Consider the following 21,228-nt stretch of genomic DNA (forward strand, 5'->3'; position numbering starts at 1 on the left):
GGTAACGGATGGGCGCGCGACTGCAAGCGTGATCACTGCAGTTGCGCCTCGGGGAGGTTCAGTGTGCGCGGGATCTGCAGCGCATCCCAGTGGGTGACGCCCCAGTCGAGTACTTCCCGGGGCGTTGCATACGCCAGTTCCGCGCCCGGATTCTGGCCCAGCGCCCGCAATGCGCGCAGCAGCAGTGGTGTCGCCTGATCTTCGGTCAGCGGCGGCGAGCGGTAGGATTTGCCGAGTTTGTTGCCATCGGGCTGGGTAATCAGCGGGATGTGCAGGTAACGCGGCTGGCGCAGGCCGAGCAGTTCCTGCAGGTACAGCTGGCGCGGCGTGGAATCGAGCAGGTCGGCGCCACGGACGATATCGGTGATGCCTTGCCAGGCGTCATCCAGCACTACCGCCAATTGATAGGCGTAGAGCCCGTCGCGACGGCGAATCACAAAGTCACCGACCTCCCGGCCCAGGTGCTGGCGGTATTTGCCCTGCACGCGGTCGGTGAAGTGGTATTCCAGCTCGGGGACGCGCAGGCGAATCGCGGCATCTTCAGTACCGTGGCCGGCATTGCGGCACAGCCCCGGATAAATGCCGTGATACGGTTCAAGCTGTTTGCGCGAGCAGGTGCACGCGTAGGCCAGGCCATGATTGAACAGGCTGTTGAGAACTTCGGCATAGGCTTCGTGCCGGTCGCTCTGGCGCACCATCTCGCCGTCCCATTCAAAACCGTAGCTCTCCAATGCCTTGAGGATCGCGGCCTGGGCGCCGGGCTCTTCCCGTGGCGGATCGAGGTCTTCCATGCGCATCAGCCAACGGCCACCCACCGAACGGGCGTCGAGGTACGAGGCCAGCGCTGCGACCAACGAGCCAAAATGCAGATGTCCACTGGGCGTGGGGGCGAAGCGCCCGATGTAGGGGGTGGCGATCATGAGAACGACATTATTTTTCCAGGCTTGCGCCAGACCCCTGTGGGAGCGAGCCTGCTCGCGATAGCAGTGTGTCAGCCGGCATTGATGTTGAAGTTGAAGGCTTCTTCGCGAGCAGGCTCGCTCCCACAGGTGTTGTGTGGGGCAAATATCAGAAACGAAAACGGAGCGTTCGCACGCTCCGTTCTTCGTTCAAGTCGAGATTACTTGCCGACTTGTTTTTCCTTGATTTCCGCCAGGGTCTTGCAGTCAACGCACATGTCGGCGGTAGGGCGTGCTTCCAGTCGCTTGACGCCGATTTCTACGCCGCAGGACTCGCACCAGCCATATTCTTCGTCTTCAATCAGCTGAAGCGTCTTGTCGATCTTCTTGATCAACTTGCGCTCGCGGTCGCGTGCACGCAGTTCGAGGCTGAACTCTTCTTCCTGGCTGGCGCGATCCGCCGGGTCAGGGAAGTTGGCCGCTTCGTCTTTCATGTGATCAACCGTACGGTCGACTTCCTGCATCAAGTCCTGCTTCCACTTGTTCAGGATCTTGGTGAAGTGAGCGCGCATGGGCTTGCCCATGTACTCCTCGCCCTTTACTTCTTTATAGGGTTCGAAGCCGCTGATCGACTGGTTTTGCTGCTGCTTTGCTTGGGTGGACATGAAATAGACCGCCTCTACTCTTGTAATCCATTGCGCAGGATTGCTCCATCACCGACACCTGCCGGCCCTGCGGCTGCAAGCGGGCGAACTTACCAGATCAAATCGGACCGCGCTACTCCCGGATGTCGAGGTAGTTGCCCGAGGGGCTTGCAAAAGATTGCGAGGCCTTGTCTGGTGGTGCTGGAGACCTGATCAAATATTGATTTTAGTCAAAGCTGGGGCACACGTTCGAGTCGTTTGAGGCCAGCGTTATAACGGTCTGACCGCTTTAGGTTCTCGCTCGTTCCTGCGCTTGGGTAGAATTGATTCTTTTCCCCGTTGAAGGAAGGCCAATGGCTCAGTCCTACAGTGCCCGCAGTCGCGCGATCGAACCTTTCCACGTTATGGCGTTGCTGGCGCGGGCCAATGAATTGCAAGCGGCCGGCCACGATGTGATCCACCTGGAAATCGGCGAGCCGGATTTCACCACCGCCGAGCCCATCATCCAGGCTGGCCAGGCGGCGCTGACGGCGGGGAAAACCCGCTACACCGCCGCCCGTGGCATTCCTGAATTGCGTGAAGCCATCTCCGGTTTTTATCAGCAGCGTTATGGGCTGAACATCGATCCACAACGAATCCTGATCACCCCAGGCGGTTCCGGCGCGCTCCTGCTCGCCAGCGCCTTGCTGGTGGACCCAGGCAAACACTGGCTGCTGGCGGACCCGGGTTACCCGTGCAATCGCCACTTCCTGCGACTGGTCGAAGGCGCAGCGCAGCTGGTGCCGGTCGGTCCGGACGTGCGCTATCAGCTGACCCCGGACCTGGTGGCTCGGCATTGGGATCACGACAGCGTTGGCGCTTTGGTGGCCTCGCCGGCGAATCCAACCGGGACGATTCTGACCCGCGACGAATTGGCCGGGCTGTCCGCCGCCATCAAGCAGCGTCACGGGCATCTGGTGGTGGACGAGATCTATCACGGCCTGACCTACGGCACCGACGCGGCCAGCGTGCTGGAAGTCGATGACAGTGCGTTTGTCCTGAATAGCTTTTCCAAGTATTTCGGCATGACCGGATGGCGCCTTGGCTGGCTGGTCGCGCCGGAAGCGGCTGTGAGTGAGCTGGAAAAACTGGCGCAAAACCTCTACATCAGTGCCCCAAGCATGGCCCAGCACGCCGCGCTCGCCTGCTTTGAACCGGCAACCATCAGCATTCTCGAAGAGCGCCGCGCCGAGTTCGGTCGTCGTCGTGATTTCCTGCTGCCGGCCTTACGCGAGTTGGGTTTCAACATCGCGGTGGAACCGGAAGGCGCTTTCTACTTGTACGCCGATATCAGCAAGTTCGGCGGCGATGCCTTCGCGTTCTGCCGACATTTCCTCGAAACCGAGCATGTGGCGATTACGCCGGGACTGGATTTTGGTCGCTATCAGGCCGGGCATCATGTGCGTTTTGCCTACACGCAAAGCCTCCCGCGCCTACAGGAAGCCGTCGAGCGGATTGCGCGTGGCTTGAAGAGCTGGCAAGGCTGATGCAGTTTCATCCTCCCCTCGAAGAAGGGCGTCTGATCCGACGTTACAAGCGTTTTCTCGCCGATATCGAAACCGTTACCGGCGAGTTGCTGACGATCCATTGTCCGAACACCGGTTCGATGCTCAATTGCCAGGTCGAAGGGGGGCAGGTCTGGTTCAGCCGCTCGAACGATCCCAAACGCAAGCTGCCCGGCACTTGGGAAATCGGCGAAACCCCGCAGGGTCGGCTGTTTTGCGTCAACACTGCACGGGCCAACGGTTTGATCGAGGAAGCGTTGCGGGCGGGCGTCATCACCGAACTCAACGGCTTTACCGGGCTCAAGCGTGAAGTCGCGTATGGCCAGGAAAGCAGCCGCATCGATTTCCGCCTCGATTACCCGGGCGGCCCGGCGTATGTGGAAGTCAAAAGCGTGACGTTAGGTTTCGACGGCTCGGCGGTGGCAGCCTTTCCCGATGCGGTGACGCAGCGCGGGGCCAAGCATCTGCGGGAGTTGGCTCATCTGGCCAGGGACGGGATTCGTGCAGTGCAGTTGTATTGCGTGAACCTCACGGGCATCGACGCCGTGCGTCCTGCAGAAGAAATCGATTCGGCCTACGCGGCAGCCTTGCGCGAGGCGGTCGCGTGCGGGGTTGAGGTGCTGGCCTACGGTGTGCGTTTGACCCACGAGGAAATGGTCGTCCATCGACGTCTCGAGGTGCTGATTTAAAGGTTGATCCAGATCCCTTGCTCGTCTTCACGGCAGGCGATAGTGGTCAGCGATTGACCGGCGCAAGGGCCGGAGACGCATTCACCGTCTTCGATCAGAAACAGTGCGCCGTGGGTGGCGCACTGAATCAGGCTGTTGCTGGGGTCCAGAAACTGGTCGGGTGTCCATTCCAGCCCCACGCCACGGTGCGGGCAGCGGTTGAGGTAGACGTAAACCTGGCCGCTGCGGCGCACGGCAAAAAGCTTCTGGCCGTCAATGTTGAAGCCGCGGCTGCTGTTGTCAGCCAGATCGGCACCCGTGCAAAGCAACTTCATGTCTATCCTCAAATATCGACGCGCGTCGTAGGAAATGTCCGAGCTTGACGCGCAAATGCAAACAATTATCAAATGGCTGCTTCGCCCGTCGGTGCACGTGCCGGATGCCGAGGATACTTGGCCTGTCATCTCGATGCCCGGGAAAAACCTTTCAAGGAAGTTGTTTATGCGCCTGAGTACCCGCGTTGCTGCGCTTTGTGTCGGACTTCTTGCCAGTCATCACGCCGCAGCGGCCGAGTTGCCACAACGTTGGGTCAGCGCCGGGGGCGCGCTGTCGGAGTGGGTCAGTGCGCTGGGCGCCGAGTCGAAACTGGTCGGCGCGATACCACCAGCCAGCACCCGGAATCCCTCAAGGCATTGCCGAGCATTGGTTATCAGCGTCAGTTGTCGGCGGAAGGCATCTTGAGCCTGCGCCCGCAGATTCTGGTCGGCACCGAGGAAATGGGGCCGCCGCCGGTGCTTTCGCAGATTCGCAATGCCGGCGTGCAGGTGGAACTGTTTTCGGCGCAGCCTGACCTGTCCGCGTTGCAGGAGAATTTGCAGCACTTGGGCAAACTGCTCGGTACCGAAGCGCAGGCTGCACAGTTGCTCCAGACCTATCAGCAACAGCTTGAACAACAAAAGGTCCGGGTCACCCAGGCGCAACTGACACAAAAATCGCCGGGCGTGCTTTTGCTGGTCGGTCATGCCGGTGGCAAGCCGCTCATCGCCGGTAAAGACACCGCGGCCGATTGGCTTTTGCGTCAGGCGGGCGGGCACAACCTGGCCACGCATACCGGCTACAAACCGTTCTCTGTGGAATCCCTGGTCAGCCTGGACCCTGAGGTGTTGGTGTTTGCCGATCGTGCGCTGACCGGCGATGCGGCGCGAGCGGCCCTGTTCAAGGAAAATCCCATTCTGTCCTCGACCCGTGCGGCCAAGGAGGGGCGCGTCATGGAGCTTGATCCGACGCTGCTGGTGGGCGGGCTCGGCCCTCGGCTACCCGATGCGTTGAAGAAAATCGGTGACGGCTTCTACCCCGGCACTGCCGCCCAATGATCGTCCTGGTCAAACCCCGTGCGTTGTTCGTGGGCCTGAGCCTGCTGTGCTTGTTGGCGATCTGGCTGTCCCTGGCGCTGGGGCCCGTGAGCCTGCCGTTGCTCGACACCCTGCGCGCAGCGTTGCGCATGCTCGGTCTGCCCATTGCGCCTGACGGTCTGGAGCAGGCTGAACTGATCCTCGGACAGATTCGCCTGCCGCGCACATTGCTGGGCTTGGCAGTGGGCGGCGTGCTGGCGTTGTCAGGGGTGGCGATGCAGGGGTTGTTTCGCAACCCTCTGGCCGATCCGGGGTTGGTTGGCGTCTCCAGCGGCGCGGCATTGGGCGCGGCATTGGGCGCGGCGATAGCGATTGTCGGCGGCTCGGCATTCGGCGGTTTGCCTGAGTCCTTCGGCCCGTATCTGTTATCGATCTGTGCATTCCTGGGCGGCCTCGGCGTTACGTCGCTCGTGTATAGGTTGGGCCGGCGCAACGGTCAGACCCATGTCGCGACCATGCTGCTGGCCGGTATTGCGTTGACCGCATTGTCCGGCTCGGCTGTTGGGTTGTTCACCTACCTGGCGGACGACGCGACCCTGCGCACACTTGCCTTCTGGAACCTGGGCAGCCTCAACGGCGCCAGTTATTCGCGGCTCTGGCCGTTGCTGATGATCACTGTTGGCGTGGCGTTGTGGCTGCCGCGTCGGGCCAAGGCCTTGAATGCGTTGTTGCTGGGGGAGTCGGAAGCCGGTCATCTGGGCATCGACGTCGAAGGGCTCAAGCGCGAGTTGGTGTTCTGCACGGCGCTGGGTGTCGGCGCCGCAGTGGCCGCCGCCGGGATGATTGGTTTTGTGGGGCTGGTAGTGCCGCATCTGGTGCGCCTGCTGGCCGGTCCCGATCATCGGGTGTTGCTGCCGGCCTCGGTCCTGGCGGGTGCCAGTCTTCTATTGTTTGCTGATCTGGTAGCACGACTTGCCCTGGCGCCCGCCGAGTTGCCGATCGGGATCGTCACGGCATTCATCGGCGCGCCGTTCTTTCTGTATTTACTGCTCCGGGGGCGTGCCTGATGTTGCGAACACAGGATCTGCACATCCGCCGGGGGCAAAAAATCGTCCTGACGAATGTCACGCTGGAGCTCAAGCCGGGTGAAGTCCTGGGTGTGCTGGGACCCAACGGCACGGGCAAAAGCACCTTGCTCGGTGCTTTATGTGGTGAATTGCAGGCTGATCAGGGCAGTGTCTGGCTGGATGATCGAGCGTTGAGTCACTGGGGCGGTATGCAGCGCGCTCAGCGTCTGGCGGTACTGCCGCAGGTGTCGACCCTGGACTTCGCCTTTCGCGTCGAAGAAGTGGTCGGCATGGGGCGCTTGCCCTACCAGAGCGGTCGGGTCCGTGATGACGAAATCGTCGCCGCCGCGTTGCTCGCCGCTGACGCCGGTCATTTGAGCGGTCGCAGCTACCTGGCGTTGTCCGGCGGCGAACGGCAACGGGTGCATCTGGCGCGGGTGCTGGCGCAGCTCTGGCCGGGGGAAACGGGTCAGACTTTATTACTCGACGAGCCGACGTCGATGCTTGATCCGTTGCACCAGCACACCACCCTGCAAGCGGTGCGCGAGTTTGCCGGTCGCGGCGCAGCCGTGTTGGTGATCCTGCATGATCTGAACCTGGCGGCGCGCTATTGTGATCGCCTGTTGCTGCTCGAAGGCGGGCGCCCGATAGCGCTCGATACGCCGGAGCAGGTGTTGCGCCCGGAACCCCTCAAGGCCGTGTTCGGGCTGGAAGTGCTGGTGCAGCAGCATCCGGAGCGTGGGCATCCGCTGATCATCGCCCGCTGAGCTTTCCAAAGGGGTGAGTGCATGCGTGGGATTCTGATGTTGGCCCTGGTGTTGTTGAGTGCTTGTCAGCATGTGTCGATGCCACCGCCGGTTGCCGGTGAGATTCGCGATTTGCGCAGCGGGCAGGGCATCACGGCGCAGGAATTGATCGCTCGATTGGGGAAACCTGCGAGGGTGATCGTGGGTGAGCAGCATGACAATCGCGACCACCATGCGCTGCAATTGTGGTTGTTGCGGTCGTTAGGGGCGCGGCGACCCCAAGGCAGTCTGCTGCTGGAAATGCTCACGCCCGATCAACAACTGCGTGTCGATGACGTTCGCCACACTTCGACACCGCCAGCGGATTTGCCCGGTGCATTAGCCTGGCAATCTGGCTGGGACTGGGATTTATATGGGCCGATCATGCGGTTTGCCCTGGGTCAGCCGTATCCATTGCTGGCGGCCAATCTGGACGCTGTGGAAGTTCGCAGCGTCTACGCCAACCCTCCATCGCTGAGCGGGGCGCGCTCCAACGCTCCTGCGGTCCGAAACGAACTGCTGGAACAGGTCAGCGAGTCTCACTGCGGCTTGCTTCCGCAATCACAAATGCCGGCAATGCTGGCGGTGCAGCAGCAACGTGATCGGCGCATGGCCGAACGTCTGCTGGCGGCTCCCACGCCGTCCCTGCTGTTTGCCGGTGCTTACCATGCGCGAAAGGATGTTGGCGTGCCGATCCATGTGCTGGATCTTGGGGCGCCACAAGCGCCGATCGTTTTGATGCTGGCGCAGCAGGGCACTGTAGTCACCGCAGCCATGGCTGATTACGTCTGGTACACGTCTGCCACGCCGGCGCGGGACTACTGTGCGCAGATGCGCAAGCAATTCGGCAAGTGAGTGGATGTCTTTTTCGCAGGCAAAAAAAGACCCGGCAAGAGCCGGGTCAAATAACCGTGATTAGCCTGATGAGGAGATATCTGAGAGTCCGAACCAAGGGCTTTTCAAATATCGACCAGTCTCGCGACCAGTTGTGATAATCATAGCGATTCTCATTACCAAGTCAACCGCTGATTTCTGAAATAGTTGAAATGTGCCGCCTGCCCTCTGGAAAGCCCCGAAATCATTGGGGCAGCCTGCGCTTTTTCCCGGTTCAGTTTTTATGCCGCGATGAAATCGCGTCCAGCTGTTTATTCAGTGCTTCCTTGCGCTCGGCGGGGATGTCATTCCAGTGCACATCCATCAGGGCGCCTTCGATCGCATACAACAACACCTTGGACGCTCTGAACCCGCGTGTCCGCACGGCTCGATAGGCGTCCACCGCTCCAAGGCGACGCAAGTCCGAAGCGCTGTGAATGCCCACGGCATGCAGCCACTGCGCCGACGTCTTGCCAAGATTCTTCAGGTGTTGCAATTCATCATTCATCAAGCCTCCTTGCGACAGCCGGACGGAGCGTGGGCGAGCTTCTCAGGAGTGTAGCCATCAGTAGGAAAAGCGTGATTGTTTGGTCGGTTTCGACGCAAAAGCTTCTAAGCGGCAGCGCGTTGACGCGTCGGGAAAATTCCCGAACACGGTAGGAAAAGAGGGGAGGGAATCAGCGTTCAGGCGAACAATACGCAGCGTCCAGCACACTGCGTGGGGTGCCGGACGTGTCGGTTGCAGGTCGTTTTTAGCGGGTGCGGTAACGCAGGCGTGTCCCGAAGTTCATCGACATCAGGATTTCGTCGGCACTCAGCTCTGGCGGAAAGTAGGCGCCGGAGATCTGCGCATGGGCCAGGCTCGCGCCTTCGAGAGAGGCGTTGCGAAAGTCGATGCCGCGCAAGTCGGCGGAGCGGAAGTACGCGTCGGTGAAGTCGACCCCCTCGGCATTCAACTCACGAAGGTCCAGCCCCCGGAAGTCGCCACCGACCATGTCGATAGGGCCTTCCAGCGGACGTTCCTTGTTGAAACCTGTGATGTCGTCTTTGTGCAGCAAGGCATAAAGCGGAGAGTCGAGAAGTTTTGGCTGGCTCATGTCACATCACCTGTTGGTTTTATGACGCCAGTATAGTGCCACTATTTGGCAGCCGTGAAGCCGGCGAAGGCTTCACGGCTGAAATACTTTCTCAGAGGCCCGGCAGACGTTGGCGGATCTGTGCCACGACGGTGTCCAGGGTCCCGCTTTCATTAGTCTGAACGCGTTTGCTGCAAAGGATTTCTGCCGGTGTCAGCGCTTCGCGGCTCGCTTGCTGCGCTTCGATAACGGCCAGGTTGGCGTCAGACGGGTCCTTGTTGTCGGCCTGACGCAAGGCCAGCCAGGACTCGATCACTGCTTGCGGCGCATTGCAGTCGAGGATCAGGAACGGAGCACCGGTCGCCTCGGCAATTTTCGCCGCGCCATCACGCTGGTCGCGCTTGAGGTAAGTGGCGTCGACCACCACCGGGAAACCGGCGCGCAGGATCACGGCCGCAATTTCATGCAGGCGAGCGTAAGTGGCGGCGCTGGCGTCTGCACTATAAATGCCGGCCTGCGGGTCGTTGGCAACCGTCTGCTCACCGAACAGGCGCTTGCGTTCTACGTCGGAGCGCAGGCGAATGGCACCCAGTGCTTCCACCAGGCGCATGGCTACGTGGCTCTTGCCGACGGCCGAAACGCCGTGGGTGATGGCCATGAAACGCGAAGGAATGGTGCTGTAGCTTTCGGCGAGGTTGGCGTAGTTGCGGTACTGGCGCAGGGTGGTGGCGCGCTGCACGGCGTCGGCCTCGGCCGGCATGCTGAACAGGCTGACCTTGGCGCGAACCAAAGCGCGGTAGGCTTTATAGAAGTTCAGCAGTTCAAGGCCTTGATAGTCGCCGGTCAGCTCCAGGTATTGGCTGATGAAGCGACGTGCCAGGCTCTTGAGGCCGCGGTCTTCCAGGTCCATTGCCAGGAAACCGGTGTCGGCATAAACGTCGGTGAAGCGGAACGGTTCGTTGAACTCGATGCAGTCGAAGATCACGACCTTGCCATCGATCACGGTGGCGTTGCCCAAATGGATGTCGCCATGGCATTCACGGATGAAGCCGTCAGCCTTGCGTTGAGCGAACAGCGGCTTGAGGCGTTCGAAGCTGCTTTCGGCCCAGGCTTGCAGGGCGTCGAGTTGCTGCAAGTCGGCCTTGTCGCTGAGGAAAGGGCGGATCTGATCGAAGTTCTGGCGCACGGGTGCCATGACGCTGTCCGGCGTGCCGGCTTCGTGCTCGGCCGGCACTTTCGGTGCGGTGAGGTGGAATTGCGCAATCTGCGCGGCCATCTCGTCGATGTGCGCGGTGGTCAGTTCGCCGTTGGCCTGCAGCGTGCTCAGCAGCTGGCTCTGTGGGAACTGGCGCATTTTCAGGGCGTATTCGATCGCAGGACCTTCACCACCCAACTGTGGCGCTTCGGCGCTACCGGTGATGGGCAACACTTCAAGGTACAAATCAGTGGTCAGGCGCTGGTTCAGACGCAGTTCTTCGCCGCAGAAATGTTCACGGGCGTCGAGGGTGGTGAAGTCGAGGAAGCCGAAATTCATCGGCTTCTTCACTTTATAAGCAAAGGCGCCAGTCAGGATGACCCAGGAAATATGGGTTTCGATGACCTGGAACCCATCCACAGGATGCGGGTACAGGGCAGGGTTTTGCAGAGCAGCGATCAGGGACTGGCTCACAGGCGATCCTTCAGAGTCTGGGAAAATTCGAGGCCGCCATTATGGCTGCAAGTCCGTCTGACGCAAACCTCGGAGGGCTTCTGTTGAGTATGAATAAAGTGCGTATAATCCGCCGCCATGACTCGTACTCGATCCCCCCGCACTCCCAAAAAACCACCTTCCAAGGGCCTGCGCCCCTGGCTGGGCTGGGCCCTTAAACTCAGCCTGGTCGGCCTTGTGGTGCTCGCCGGGTTCGCGGTTTACCTCGACGCCATCGTCCAGGAAAAGTTCTCCGGCAAGCGCTGGACGATCCCGGCGAAGGTGTATGCACGCCCGCTGGAGCTGTTCACTGGCCAGAAGTTGAGCAAAGACGACTTCCTGACCGAGCTCGATGCGTTGGGCTACCGACGCGAAGCCGTGAGCAATGGCCCTGGCGCTGCAGCGGTCAACGGCAACACCGTCGACTTGAATACCCGCGGCTTCCAGTTCTATGAAGGCCTGGAAAAAGCCCAGCCGGTACGCGTGCGTTTCTCGGGCGACTACGTGGCCGAGCTTTCGGCGACGAACGGTTCGAAGCTTTCCGTGGTGCGTCTGGAACCGCTGCTGATCGGCGGCATTTATCCGAAAAACCTCGAAGACCGGATTCTGATCAAGATCGATCAGGTCCCGCCGTATCTGCTGGAAACCCTGGTCGCCGTGGAAGACCGGGATTTCTATAGCCACTGGGGCGTGTCGCCGAAGTCGATTGCGCGAGCGATCTACGTCAATACCTCGGGCGGCAAGATGACCCAGGGCGGCAGTACGCTGACGCAACAGTTGGTCAAGAACTTCTACCTGACCAGTGAACGCAGCCTGACCCGAAAACTCACGGAAGCCATGATGGCGATGCTGCTTGAGCTGCATTACGACAAGCGGGAAATTCTTGAGGCTTACCTCAACGAAGTGTTCGTCGGTCAGGATGGCCAGCGGGCGGTGCACGGTTTCGGCCTGGCGAGCCAGTTTTTCTTCGGGCAGCCATTGTCCGAGCTGAAGCTGCATCAAGTCGCGATGCTGGTGGGCATGGTCAAGGGGCCGTCCTATTACAACCCGCGACGCAATCCTGAGCGAGCGCTCGAGCGGCGTAACCTGGTGCTCGATGTGCTTGAGCAACAAGGCGTCGCCACGGCGGAGCAGGTCGCTGCGGCGAAGAAAATGCCGTTGGGTGTGACCACGCGCGGCAAGCTGGCTGACAGCTCGTTCCCGGGCTTTATCGATTTGGTTAAGCGTCAGTTGCGCGAAGACTATCGCGACGAAGACTTGACGGAAGAGGGGCTGCGGATTTTCACCAGCTTCGATCCAATCTTGCAGATGAAGGCCGAAGCGTCGGTCAACGACACGTTCAAGCGTTTGTCCGGGCGCAAAGGCGCGGATGACGTGGAAGCGGCCATGGTCGTGACCAACCCGGAAACCGGCGAAGTCCAGGCCATGATCGGCAGTCGCCAGGCGAGTTTCGCCGGTTTCAACCGTGCACTGGATGCTGTCCGGCCCGTGGGGTCGTTGATCAAGCCGGCGGTTTATCTGACCGCCCTTGAGAAGCCGAGCCAGTACACGCTGACCAGTTGGCTGTCGGACGAGTCATTCTCGGTCAAGGGGGCTGATGGTCAGGTCTGGAAACCACAGAACTATGATCGCCGCTCCCATGGCACCGTTTTCCTGTACCAGGGCCTGGCACATTCCTACAACTTATCGACCGCGCGTCTCGGGTTGGCGGTGGGGGTGCCAAATGTCCTGAAGACTCTGGGACGTCTGGGCATAACTCGCGAATTCCCGGCGTTCCCGTCGATGCTGCTGGGCGCGGGTGGAATGACGCCGATTGAAGTGGCGACCATGTATCAGACCCTCGCCAACGGTGGTTTCAACACACCAATGCGCGGGATCCGTAGCGTGCTGACCGCCGAAGGCGAGCCGCTCAAGCGTTACCCGTTCCAGATTCAGCAACGCTTCGACCCGGCCTCCATTTACCTGATCCAGAGCGCCATGCAGCGGGTCATGCGTGAAGGCACCGGCAGTTCGGTTTATAACGTGTTGCCAAAGACCCTGACGCTGGCCGGCAAGACCGGTACCAGTAACGATTCACGAGACAGTTGGTTCGCAGGTTTCAGCCAGGACCTGCTGGCCGTGGTCTGGCTGGGTCGCGATGACAACGGCAAGACGCCGTTCACCGGTGCGACCGGTGCATTGCAGGTCTGGACCAGTTTCATGCGCAAGGCTGATCCGCTGCCGCTGGACATGCCGCAGCCAGACAATATTGTTCAGGCATGGGTCGATTCCCGTACCGGGCAAGGCTCTGACGCCAACTGCCCAGGTGCCGTGCAGATGCCGTATATTCGCGGCAGTGAACCGCCTCCCGGCGCTGCTTGCGGTGGCGAAAGCCCTGTTTCCGGCGAAACGGTGATGGATTGGGTCAAAGGCTGGATGAACTAAGCAAAGAGGGTTTCAAGTGAACAAGTGGTTGATTCCAGCGGTTACCGCCGTGGCTTTGCTCAGCGGTTGCTCCACCGTACAACGTGGTTCGATTCCGGTTGTGGATTCCGGCAGCGCGGTTTCCAACAGTGAGCGCGTTTCGGCGAATGGCGGCTTCCGCCAGACGACCGTGAAGCGTCCTGCGCAAGCTCAGACCCAAGCGATTCCGCAAGGTGATACGGGTGTAGTGGTCATGGTTCCGGGTGGCGGTGCCGTCACCTCTGCCCCGATCAGCACTTCGCCAATCACCCCGGGCCCGAGCACTCAAGGCCCTATCACGCCAGGCCCGATCGACACCTCGCCGGTCCAGTCCGCGCCGATCAATCAAGGCAGCTACACCATGCCGTCGACGCCGAGCGGGATTCCTTCGGCGAGTACCGGTGGCGGTCTGTCTGCCGATGAGCAACTGGACGGCCCGGTATTGGCGCTGCTGACCACTGCCCAGCAGCAACAGGCCAGTGGTGATCTCAATGGTGCCTCGTCCAGCCTCGAACGCGCCCAGCGTGTCGCGCCGCGTGAGCCGCAAGTGCTTTATCGTCTGGCCCAGGTGCGCATGGCTCAAGGCGACGCGGCTCAGGCCGAACAGTTCGCCCGTCGGGGTCTGACGATGGCCAATGGTCGTCCGGACCTTCAAGCCAGCCTGTGGGGGTTGATCGCCCAGGCGCGTGAGAAGCAGGGCGACTCCGCCGGTGCTGCACTGGCGCGTCAGAAGGCCAAGGTTTCGCTGTGATGGACGTTCGTTTTCCGAAGATTGCCGAACAGTTGCTGTTGATTGAACGCGAGCTGCGTGTCCAGGGCTGGTGGGATGACGCCCGGCCCAGCGATGAAGCGCTTTCCAGCGTCGAACCGTTTTCGGTCGATACGCTGGATTTCGAGCAGTGGCTGCAATGGATTTTCCTGCCGCGCATGAAGGCGATCATCGAGCAGGATCTGCCGTTGCCCAATGCCTCGGGCATTCAGGAGATGGCCGAAATGGTCTTCGCCAGTCGCAATGTCCAGGGCAAGGATCGGCAGTTGCAGGTACTGCTCAAAGAGTTCGACCTGCTGATCACCGCCTCTCGCTGACCCTGATCCCTTGTAGGAGCCGAGCTTGCTCGCGAAAGCGGCATCACATTCAACGCATGTGTTGAATGTTGCACCGCCGTCGCGAGCAAGCAGGTATCTACTGGCAATTATCTGCAATCTGCTTCTGTGCTTCGGTGGTGCGCTCCTGACGTTGTTCGTCGGTCAGGCGGCGCATCTCACCATCAACTTCCTCCCGTAATCGCGGATTGTTCTGCAACTGAGCCAGGTTCGTCCGGGCCTGCTCGCAGAAGACCTTGAGCTGTGCCTGCTGTTCGGCGACCTGTTTTTTAACCGTCTTGTCGATGGCCTGTTGATCACCGATGGCGCTATTGCGCGGTGGCACGCCTGGTTTGCCGGTGGACGAGGAGGGCGTCACCACGGTGGTCGCTTCCTGGCCTTGAGGTGGCTGTGCGTCGAAGTGGGTAACGCCCTGGGCGTCGACCCATTTGTAGATCTGACCCGCTATGCACCAAGGGCTGATGAGCAGACCGACCATGAAGAGCTTTCGCATGTCATTTCCTTGCCATGAGTTGCGCAATTGAAGCTAACACAGTTGATGTTTATCGGTTTTTTCTTGCTTTCTCATGTGCTTACTTCAATAAAGCACATAGACGACTTGACTTGCAGAGGACGAAACAGAAGAATCCAAAGTCCGCTGTAGAGGGACTGCCAGAAGCAGACCCACTCGGCAGATCATGAGGCGCACATCCGCGCCGACCTGTTACACCCGCAACGCGTTACCTCGCGCTGGGTGGGAAAGCCCCGCAACACTTGGGACGATCCCAATACTTGCTCAGTCAGTGCTGACGTAGTCGGCGACCACCGTCGCTCATGCTCTGCTGAGAAGTAAACCTATTAAGACCCGTCCCCTGTTGTGTGGACGGTATTCTGGCGTTTTAGAGGTGAACAACGTGGAGCTTTTATCTGGCGGTGAGATGCTCGTCCGCTTTTTGCGCGACGAAGGCGTCAAATATATCTATGGGTACCCGGGTGGTGCTGCATTGCATATCTATGACGCGCTGTTCAAAGAACCAGCCGTTCAACATATTCTCGTACGTCATGAGCAAGCGGCCACTCACATGGCTGACGGCTATGCGCGTGCCACCGGTAAGGCCGGCGTCGTACTGGTGACCTCCGGTCCCGGCGCGACCAACGTCATTACCGGTATCGCCACCGCGTACATGGATTCGATCCCGATGGTTATCCTGACCGCTCAGGTGCCTAGCACCATGGTCGGGACTGACGCCTTCCAGGAAACCGACATGATCGGTATCTCCCGGCCGATCGTGAAACACAGTTTCATGATCAAGCATGCTTCGGAAATCCCGGAAGTCATGAAAAAGGCGTTCTACCTGGCGCAGTCCGGTCGTCCTGGTCCTGTCGTTGTCGACATCCCGAAAGACATGACCAACCCGGCCGAGAAGTTCGAATACGTTTTCCCGAAAAAAGCCAAGCTGCGTTCCTACAGCCCGGCGGTTCGTGGCCATTCCGGCCAGATCCGCAAAGCCGTGGAGATGTTGCTGGCAGCCAAGCGGCCGATCATCTATGCCGGCGGCGGCGTTATCCTGGGTAATGGCTCGGCGCCGTTGACCGAGCTGGCGCAACTGCTGAACGCTCCGGTGACCAACACCTTGATGGGCCTTGGCGCCTATCCGGGCAGCGACCGCCAGTTCCTGGGCATGCTCGGTATGCACGGTAGCTACACGGCCAACCTCGCGATGCACCATGCTGACGTGATCATGGCGGTGGGCGCACGTTTCGATGACCGTGTTATCAACGGTGCGTCGAAGTTCTGCCCAAGCGCCAAGATCATCCACATCGATATCGACCCGGCATCGATCTCCAAAACCATCAAGGCCGACGTTCCAATCGTAGGTCCGGTGGAAAGCGTACTGACCGAAATGGTCGCTACCTTCAAGGAGATCGGCGAAACCCCTAACAAGGATTCGGTTGCTGCCTGGTGGAAGCAGGTTGAAGAGTGGCGCGGTGATCGCGACATGTTCCCTTACAACAAGGGCGACGGCAGCATCATCAAGCCGCAAACCGTGATTGAAACCCTGCACGAAGTGACCAAGGGCGATGCCTACGTGGCTTCGGACGTGGGTCAACATCAGATGTTCGCGGCGCAGTACTACCGCTTCAACAAGCCGAACCGCTGGATCAACTCCGGCGGCCTGGGCACGATGGGCTTCGGTTTCCCGGCAGCAATGGGCGTGAAACTGAACTTCCCGGACGCTGACGTGGCGTGTGTGACCGGTGAAGGCAGTATCCAGATGAACATTCAGGAACTGTCGACCTGCCTGCAGCATGACTTGCCGGTGAAGATCATCCTGCTCAACAACGGCGTGCTGGGCATGGTTCGTCAGTGGCAGGACATGAGCTACGGCGCACGTCACTCGCACTCCTACATGGAATCGTTGCCGGACTTCGTCAAGTTGGCCGAAGCCTACGGTCACGTGGGCATGCGCATCACGGACTTGAAGGATTTGAAGCCGATGATGGAAAAAGCTTTCGCCATGAAGGATCGCCTGGTGTTCATCGACATCAAGGTCGACGCCGGCGAGCACGTCTACCCGATGCAGATCAAAGACGGCTCCATGCGTGATATGTGGCTGAGCAAGACGGAGCGTACTTAATCATGCGGCACATTATTTCCTTGCTTCTGGAAAACGAACCCGGTGCTCTGTCTCGTGTAGTCGGCCTGTTCTCGCAGCGCAACTACAACATCGAAAGCCTGACGGTAGCGCCGACCGAAGATCCGACTCTGTCGCGTCTGACGCTGACTACCGTTGGTCACGATGAGATCATCGAGCAGATCACCAAGAACCTGAACAAGCTGATCGAAGTGGTCAAATTGGTCGACCTGTCGGAAAGTGCTCACATCGAGCGCGAACTGATGCTGGTCAAGGTCAAGGCTACCGGCGCCCAGCGCGCCGAGATCAAACGCACTACCGATATTTACCGTGGGCAGATCGTCGATGTCAGCGCCAGCGTGTATACCGTTCAACTGACCGGTACCAGCGACAAGCTCGACAGCTTCATTCAGTCCATTGGCACCGCCTCGATACTGGAAACCGTCCGTAGCGGCGTAACCGGCATTGCTCGCGGCGACAAAGTACTCAGCATCTAAACCAAATTAGCGAATGGCCTGAACGGCCTGGATATATAGGGGAATTTCATGAAAGTTTATTACGAAAAAGACTGCGACCTGTCGATCATCCAGGGCAAGAAAGTTGCCATCATCGGTTACGGTTCCCAGGGCCACGCTCAAGCGTGCAACCTGAAAGACTCCGGCGTTGACGTTACTGTTGGTCTGCGTAAAGGTTCGGCCACTGTTGCCAAAGCCGAAGCTCACGGCCTGAAAGTGACCGACGTTGCTTCCGCTGTAGCAGCTGCCGACCTGGTCATGATCCTGACCCCGGACGAATTCCAGTCTGCTCTGTACAAGAACGAAATCGAGCCGAACATCAAGAAAGGCGCCACCCTGGCCTTCTCCCACGGCTTCGCGATTCACTACAACCAGGTTGTTCCGCGTGCTGACCTCGACGTGATCATGATCGCGCCGAAGGCACCAGGCCACACCGTGCGTTCCGAGTTCGTCAAGGGCGGCGGCATTCCTGACCTGATCGCTATCTACCAGGATGCTTCCGGCAACGCCAAAAACGTTGCACTGTCCTACGCTGCCGGCGTTGGTGGCGGCCGTACCGGCATCATCGAAACCACGTTCAAGGACGAGACTGAAACCGACCTGTTCGGCGAACAAGCCGTTCTGTGCGGCGGTACCGTTGAACTGGTCAAAGCCGGTTTCGAAACCCTGGTTGAAGCTGGCTACGCGCCGGAAATGGCCTACTTCGAGTGCCTGCACGAACTGAAACTGATCGTTGACCTCATGTACGAAGGCGGTATCGCCAACATGAACTACTCGATCTCCAACAACGCTGAATACGGCGAGTACGTGACTGGTCCGGAAGTTATCAACGCCGAATCCCGTCAGGCCATGCGCAACGCCCTGAAACGTATTCAGGACGGCGAATACGCCAAGATGTTCATCAGCGAAGGTGCAACCGGCTATCCTTCGATGACCGCCAAGCGTCGTAACAACGCCGCTCACGGTATCGAAATCATCGGCGAGCAACTGCGCTCCATGATGCCGTGGATCGGTGCCAACAAGATCGTCGACAAAGCCAAAAACTAAGTCGCGCACTTGTACGGAAAACGCGGCCTAGGCCGCGTTTTTTCGTTTGGGCGACCGGTTCTGGTATAAAGCTGCATCGTTTGCGGCCGAACCGTCGTCCCAGACACCTGTCGAAACTTTCCACCCCGTTGCAAGGTAATGTCCATGAGCGAACGTCCCGAAGAGCCAAACCAGGCTTCTGACGCCGAAAGCCTGCTGCCCATCGATGAGCACATTGAAGAAGGGCACGACGCTGAAGGCCGTAAAGTCCGGCATCGTGGTATCTATCTTCTGCCGAATCTGTTCACCACTGCGAACCTGTTTGCAGGGTTTTATTCCATCATCAACTCGATGAGCGCCCAGAGCGCCTTGAGTGCCGGTGACTCGATCGGCGCCAGCAAATATTTTGCGTTTGCCGCGATCGCGATTTTTGTCGCCATGGTGCTCGATGGTCTCGATGGGCGAGTTGCCCGGATGACCAACACCCAGAGTGCGTTCGGCGCCGAGTACGACTCGCTGTCGGACATGGTCGCCTTTGGTGTCGCTCCAGCCTTGCTCGCATTCGGCTGGGCGCTCGGGGATATGGGTAAGGTCGGCTGGATGGTCGCCTTCATCTATGTCGCCGGTGCTGCACTGCGCCTGGCGCGTTTCAATACCCAAGTCGGCACCGCCGATAAACGCTACTTCATTGGTTTGGCCAGCCCGGCTGCCGCAGGTGTGGTGGCGGGTATTGTCTGGGCATTCAGTGATTACGGGATTCAGGGCTCCAAGATGTCTTTCCTGGTGGCTCTGATGGTTGCGGCGGCCGGTATGCTGATGGTCAGCAACATCAAGTACAACAGCTTTAAGGAGCTGGACTTGAAAGGGCGCGTTCCCTTTGTTGCGATCCTGGCCGTGGTGTTGGTGTTTGCCGTCGTGTTCAGTGATCCTCCGCGGATCCTGCTGTTGGTATTCCTCGCCTATGCAGCGTCTGGTCCGGTGCAATATCTGTTACGTCTTCGTCGGCACAAGAACGCGTAATTTCCCTCATACTCCGCAGTCTATTGGTGCATCTGTCCTCCAATGCTGCGGAGTTGCCATGCTGATCAAAGTCCCCAAGGCGTCTGACTGCCATGAGTCGGACGTCACGCCTGAATCCTTCTACCTGTCTCGTCGCAAGGTGCTCGGTGCCGTCGCCGGTTTGGCCGTGAGCGGTCTGCCGCGTTGGGCCTCTGCCGAGGATGCGGCACGTTATGCCGATGTCGAGCCTGGTAATGCGCCTTCCTGGTTTACGCAAAAGCTCCCTTCTATCAAGTGGGGTGCTGTCAACGTCAAGGATGAGGCGATCACGCCCTTCAAGGACGCGACTCACTACAACAACTTTTATGAGTTCGGCACCGATAAAGGTGATCCGGCCGCCAATGCTGGCGCGCTGAAAACCGAGCCGTGGAGCGTGGTAATTGACGGGGAGGTGGGTAAGCCAGGGCGGTATGCGCTGGAAGACTTCATGAAGCCTTATCAGCTGGAAGAGCGGATCTATCGTCTTCGTTGCGTGGAAGCGTGGTCAATGGTCATTCCGTGGATCGGGTTTCCCATCTCGGCGTTGCTGAATGTGGTTGAACCGACCTCCAAGGCGAAATTCATTCGCTTTGAGACCCTGCAAGACCCCAAGACGATGCCGGGACAGCGCTCGGGTTTCGCCTTGATCGATTGGCCTTATGTCGAAGGGTTGCGTCTGGATGAGGCGATGAACCCATTGGCGATTCTTGCAGTGGGGATGTACGGGCGAGAATTGCCTAATCAGAACGGCGCGCCTCTGCGTTTGGTGGTGCCGTGGAAGTACGGCTTCAAGAGCGTCAAATCCATCGTGCGGATCAGTCTGATTAGCGAGCAGCCAAAAACCACCTGGCAGAGCATTGCTGCGGATGAATACGGCTTTTATGCGAACGTGAACCCTACGGTTGATCATCCCCGTTGGACGCAGGCCCGAGAAAGGCGTTTGCCGAGCGGATTGTTCAAGCCCAATGTGCGCGACACGCAGATGTTCAATGGGTACTCGGATGAAGTCGCTTCTTTATATGCAGGGCTCGATCTTCGGAAGAACTACTGATGCGGTACCCGTTCTGGCGTGTCGGCGTTTTCATCGCAGCGGCGGTTTGGCCGCTGCTCTGGTTGTATCAGGCCTGGGCCGATGTGCTTGGGCCTGATCCGGGCAAGGTGCTGGTTGACCGATTGGGGCTTGGGACGCTGGTGCTGTTGCTCATTACCCTGAGCATGACTCCTTTGCAGAAGCTTACGGGGTGGGCGGGGTGGATTGCTGTCCGACGGCAGTTGGGGTTGTGGTGTTTTGCGTATGTGGTTTTGCATCTGAGTGGATATACCGCATTCATTCTGGGGTTCGATTGGTCGCAACTGGGTGTCGAGTTGCGCAAGCGGCCATACATTATTGTGGGCGCGTTGGGTTTTCTCTGTTTACTGGTGTTGGCGCTGACGTCCAATCGCTACAGTCAGCGGCGTTTGGGTGTGCGATGGAAGAAGTTGCATCGTTTGATCTATGTGATTCTCGGCCTTGGGTTGTTGCATATGCTGTGGATCGTGCGTGCCGATCTAAAGGAGTGGGCAATCTATGCCTCTATAGGGGCGTTACTGTTGATGTTGCGTATACCTGTAGTTACCCGCCGAATCCCGCGTTTATTGGCTAAAAAAGCATCCCCTGCAAGAAAGGCTTAATTAAGGCTTGACGGCAGATTCCAGATGTCTATAATTCGCCCCACTTCCGGCGCAGTCGAAACGGAAAACTCCTTGGTAAACAACGAGTTACGCATGTTTCGACAGCGGGTTGCTTCAGGTCATCGAAGCCGAAAGGGAGTTGAAAAAGAGGTGTTGACAGCAGCGTGTAACGCTGTAGAATTCGCCTCCCGCTGACGAGAGATCGAAAGCGCAAGTGGTTGA

21 protein-coding genes and 1 pseudogene are annotated in these 21,228 nt (G+C 59.2%); 15 read left to right on the forward strand and 7 right to left on the reverse strand.

All coding sequences use genetic code 11. The annotated features are described in order from the left end of the window. Positions 1-32 precede the first annotated feature (32 nt). Together gluQRS and dksA are read right to left on the reverse strand one after the other, a co-directional pair. Positions 33-920, reverse strand: coding sequence for a tRNA glutamyl-Q(34) synthetase GluQRS (gluQRS, locus tag EJA72_RS01380; protein WP_157709751.1), 888 nt, complete (start codon positions 918-920; stop codon positions 33-35). Positions 921-1,120: 200 nt separating this feature from the next. Beyond that, a complete protein-coding gene (dksA, locus tag EJA72_RS01385) occupies positions 1,121-1,564 on the reverse strand; it encodes an RNA polymerase-binding protein DksA (protein WP_008153293.1) in 444 nt (147 codons plus the stop codon). 332 nt (positions 1,565-1,896) lie between these two features. Here dksA and EJA72_RS01390 point away from each other — a divergent pair, with 332 nt between their 5' ends. Together EJA72_RS01390 and sfsA are read left to right on the forward strand one after the other, a co-directional pair. Next, a complete protein-coding gene (locus EJA72_RS01390; protein ID WP_157709752.1) occupies positions 1,897-3,069 on the forward strand; it encodes a pyridoxal phosphate-dependent aminotransferase in 1,173 nt (390 codons plus the stop codon). Continuing rightward, positions 3,069-3,776, forward strand: a complete 708-nt coding sequence (gene sfsA / locus EJA72_RS01395) for a DNA/RNA nuclease SfsA (protein WP_157709753.1) — start codon at positions 3,069-3,071, stop codon at positions 3,774-3,776. The genes EJA72_RS01390 and sfsA overlap by 1 nt, the downstream gene beginning before the upstream one ends. Here sfsA and EJA72_RS01400 read toward each other — a convergent pair. Further along, positions 3,773-4,090 (reverse strand): Rieske (2Fe-2S) protein, encoded by a 318-nt coding sequence (locus EJA72_RS01400; RefSeq protein ID WP_157709754.1) that lies wholly within the window; start codon positions 4,088-4,090, stop codon positions 3,773-3,775. The genes sfsA and EJA72_RS01400 overlap by 4 nt on opposite strands. A gap of 166 nt (positions 4,091-4,256) precedes the next feature. On the opposite strand from EJA72_RS01400, the pseudogene EJA72_RS01405 reads away from it, so the two are divergent. The 4 genes and pseudogenes from EJA72_RS01405 (at position 4,257) to EJA72_RS01420 (ending at position 7,814) form a co-directional block, all read left to right on the forward strand. Further along, positions 4,257-5,128 (forward strand): annotated as a pseudogene (locus EJA72_RS01405) (hemin ABC transporter substrate-binding protein). Positions 5,129-5,178: 50 nt separating this feature from the next. Next, positions 5,179-6,174, forward strand: coding sequence for an iron ABC transporter permease (locus EJA72_RS01410; RefSeq protein ID WP_178128965.1), 996 nt, complete (start codon positions 5,179-5,181; stop codon positions 6,172-6,174). After that, positions 6,174-6,941 (forward strand): heme ABC transporter ATP-binding protein, encoded by a 768-nt coding sequence (locus EJA72_RS01415; RefSeq protein ID WP_157709756.1) that lies wholly within the window; start codon positions 6,174-6,176, stop codon positions 6,939-6,941. The genes EJA72_RS01410 and EJA72_RS01415 overlap by 1 nt, the downstream gene beginning before the upstream one ends. A 21-nt stretch (positions 6,942-6,962) precedes the next feature. Further along, positions 6,963-7,814: a ChaN family lipoprotein gene (locus EJA72_RS01420; RefSeq protein ID WP_157709757.1), complete on the forward strand. Its 852-nt coding sequence runs from the start codon at positions 6,963-6,965 to the stop codon at positions 7,812-7,814. A gap of 253 nt (positions 7,815-8,067) precedes the next feature. Here the strand turns inward: EJA72_RS01420 and EJA72_RS01425 are convergent, their stop codons facing one another. The 3 genes from EJA72_RS01425 to EJA72_RS01435 form a co-directional block, all read right to left on the reverse strand. After that, on the reverse strand, positions 8,068-8,340 hold the full coding sequence (locus EJA72_RS01425) for a TfoX/Sxy family protein (protein ID WP_009050884.1): 273 nt from the start codon (positions 8,338-8,340) through the stop codon (positions 8,068-8,070). 244 nt (positions 8,341-8,584) lie between these two features. Next, complete coding sequence (locus EJA72_RS01430; protein WP_157709758.1) at positions 8,585-8,929, reverse strand: pentapeptide repeat-containing protein; 345 nt, start codon at positions 8,927-8,929, stop codon at positions 8,585-8,587. Positions 8,930-9,020: 91 nt separating this feature from the next. After that, positions 9,021-10,577, reverse strand: a complete 1,557-nt coding sequence (locus tag EJA72_RS01435; RefSeq protein ID WP_178128960.1) for a bifunctional aminoglycoside phosphotransferase/ATP-binding protein — start codon at positions 10,575-10,577, stop codon at positions 9,021-9,023. A 117-nt stretch (positions 10,578-10,694) separates the two neighbouring features. On the opposite strand from EJA72_RS01435, the gene mrcB reads away from it, so the two are divergent. From mrcB to EJA72_RS01450, 3 genes are read left to right on the forward strand one after another with little or no spacing between them, the layout of a single operon-like run. Continuing rightward, on the forward strand, positions 10,695-13,019 hold the full coding sequence (gene mrcB, locus EJA72_RS01440; RefSeq protein ID WP_157709759.1) for a penicillin-binding protein 1B: 2,325 nt from the start codon (positions 10,695-10,697) through the stop codon (positions 13,017-13,019). A 16-nt stretch (positions 13,020-13,035) separates the two neighbouring features. Further along, on the forward strand, positions 13,036-13,788 hold the full coding sequence (locus tag EJA72_RS01445) for a tetratricopeptide repeat protein (RefSeq protein WP_178128961.1): 753 nt from the start codon (positions 13,036-13,038) through the stop codon (positions 13,786-13,788). Further along, a complete protein-coding gene (locus EJA72_RS01450) occupies positions 13,788-14,123 on the forward strand; it encodes a YqcC family protein (RefSeq protein ID WP_157709760.1) in 336 nt (111 codons plus the stop codon). The genes EJA72_RS01445 and EJA72_RS01450 overlap by 1 nt, the downstream gene beginning before the upstream one ends. A 97-nt stretch (positions 14,124-14,220) precedes the next feature. Here the strand turns inward: EJA72_RS01450 and EJA72_RS01455 are convergent, their stop codons facing one another. Then, positions 14,221-14,634, reverse strand: coding sequence for a DUF4124 domain-containing protein (locus EJA72_RS01455; RefSeq protein WP_157709761.1), 414 nt, complete (start codon positions 14,632-14,634; stop codon positions 14,221-14,223). A gap of 400 nt (positions 14,635-15,034) precedes the next feature. Here EJA72_RS01455 and EJA72_RS01460 point away from each other — a divergent pair, with 400 nt between their 5' ends. The 6 genes from EJA72_RS01460 (at position 15,035) to msrQ (ending at position 21,006) form a co-directional block, all read left to right on the forward strand. After that, positions 15,035-16,759 carry an acetolactate synthase 3 large subunit gene (locus EJA72_RS01460; RefSeq protein WP_178128962.1) on the forward strand — a complete coding sequence of 575 codons (1,725 nt, stop codon included), beginning with the start codon at positions 15,035-15,037 and terminating at the stop codon, positions 16,757-16,759. 2 nt (positions 16,760-16,761) lie between these two features. After that, positions 16,762-17,253, forward strand: coding sequence for an acetolactate synthase small subunit (ilvN, locus tag EJA72_RS01465; protein WP_003205610.1), 492 nt, complete (start codon positions 16,762-16,764; stop codon positions 17,251-17,253). A 48-nt stretch (positions 17,254-17,301) separates the two neighbouring features. Next, the gene (gene ilvC / locus EJA72_RS01470; protein WP_007948647.1) at positions 17,302-18,318 is read left to right on the forward strand and encodes a ketol-acid reductoisomerase; all 1,017 of its coding nucleotides are present in this window, start codon (positions 17,302-17,304) and stop codon (positions 18,316-18,318) included. 144 nt (positions 18,319-18,462) lie between these two features. Next, the gene (gene pssA / locus EJA72_RS01475; protein WP_008156794.1) at positions 18,463-19,317 is read left to right on the forward strand and encodes a CDP-diacylglycerol--serine O-phosphatidyltransferase; all 855 of its coding nucleotides are present in this window, start codon (positions 18,463-18,465) and stop codon (positions 19,315-19,317) included. A 58-nt stretch (positions 19,318-19,375) separates the two neighbouring features. Next, positions 19,376-20,386 (forward strand): protein-methionine-sulfoxide reductase catalytic subunit MsrP, encoded by a 1,011-nt coding sequence (gene msrP / locus EJA72_RS01480; protein ID WP_157709762.1) that lies wholly within the window; start codon positions 19,376-19,378, stop codon positions 20,384-20,386. Continuing rightward, the gene (gene msrQ, locus EJA72_RS01485; RefSeq protein ID WP_157709763.1) at positions 20,386-21,006 is read left to right on the forward strand and encodes a protein-methionine-sulfoxide reductase heme-binding subunit MsrQ; all 621 of its coding nucleotides are present in this window, start codon (positions 20,386-20,388) and stop codon (positions 21,004-21,006) included. The genes msrP and msrQ overlap by 1 nt, the downstream gene beginning before the upstream one ends. Positions 21,007-21,228: the final 222 nt, after the last annotated feature.

This window comes from Pseudomonas sp. PB120, from assembly GCF_009761815.1.
In the GTDB taxonomy this organism is placed as follows: Bacteria; Pseudomonadota; Gammaproteobacteria; order Pseudomonadales; family Pseudomonadaceae; genus Aquipseudomonas.

Excerpts from the sequence above, each read along its gene's own strand:
- gluQRS (WP_157709751.1), bottom strand. The coding sequence starts at position 920 with ATGATCGCCACCCCCTACATCGGGCGCTTCGCCCCCACGCCCAGTGGA.
- dksA (WP_008153293.1), bottom strand. The coding sequence starts at position 1,564 with ATGTCCACCCAAGCAAAGCAGCAGCAAAACCAGTCGATCAGCGGCTTC.
- EJA72_RS01390 (WP_157709752.1), top strand. The coding sequence starts at position 1,897 with ATGGCTCAGTCCTACAGTGCCCGCAGTCGCGCGATCGAACCTTTCCAC.
- sfsA (WP_157709753.1), top strand. The coding sequence starts at position 3,069 with ATGCAGTTTCATCCTCCCCTCGAAGAAGGGCGTCTGATCCGACGTTAC.
- EJA72_RS01400 (WP_157709754.1), bottom strand. The coding sequence starts at position 4,090 with ATGAAGTTGCTTTGCACGGGTGCCGATCTGGCTGACAACAGCAGCCGC.
- EJA72_RS01415 (WP_157709756.1), top strand. The coding sequence starts at position 6,174 with ATGTTGCGAACACAGGATCTGCACATCCGCCGGGGGCAAAAAATCGTC.
- EJA72_RS01420 (WP_157709757.1), top strand. The coding sequence starts at position 6,963 with ATGCGTGGGATTCTGATGTTGGCCCTGGTGTTGTTGAGTGCTTGTCAG.
- EJA72_RS01425 (WP_009050884.1), bottom strand. The coding sequence starts at position 8,340 with ATGAATGATGAATTGCAACACCTGAAGAATCTTGGCAAGACGTCGGCG.
- EJA72_RS01430 (WP_157709758.1), bottom strand. The coding sequence starts at position 8,929 with ATGAGCCAGCCAAAACTTCTCGACTCTCCGCTTTATGCCTTGCTGCAC.
- mrcB (WP_157709759.1), top strand. The coding sequence starts at position 10,695 with ATGACTCGTACTCGATCCCCCCGCACTCCCAAAAAACCACCTTCCAAG.
- EJA72_RS01450 (WP_157709760.1), top strand. The coding sequence starts at position 13,788 with ATGGACGTTCGTTTTCCGAAGATTGCCGAACAGTTGCTGTTGATTGAA.
- EJA72_RS01455 (WP_157709761.1), bottom strand. The coding sequence starts at position 14,634 with ATGCGAAAGCTCTTCATGGTCGGTCTGCTCATCAGCCCTTGGTGCATA.
- ilvN (WP_003205610.1), top strand. The coding sequence starts at position 16,762 with ATGCGGCACATTATTTCCTTGCTTCTGGAAAACGAACCCGGTGCTCTG.
- ilvC (WP_007948647.1), top strand. The coding sequence starts at position 17,302 with ATGAAAGTTTATTACGAAAAAGACTGCGACCTGTCGATCATCCAGGGC.
- pssA (WP_008156794.1), top strand. The coding sequence starts at position 18,463 with ATGAGCGAACGTCCCGAAGAGCCAAACCAGGCTTCTGACGCCGAAAGC.
- msrP (WP_157709762.1), top strand. The coding sequence starts at position 19,376 with ATGCTGATCAAAGTCCCCAAGGCGTCTGACTGCCATGAGTCGGACGTC.
- msrQ (WP_157709763.1), top strand. The coding sequence starts at position 20,386 with ATGCGGTACCCGTTCTGGCGTGTCGGCGTTTTCATCGCAGCGGCGGTT.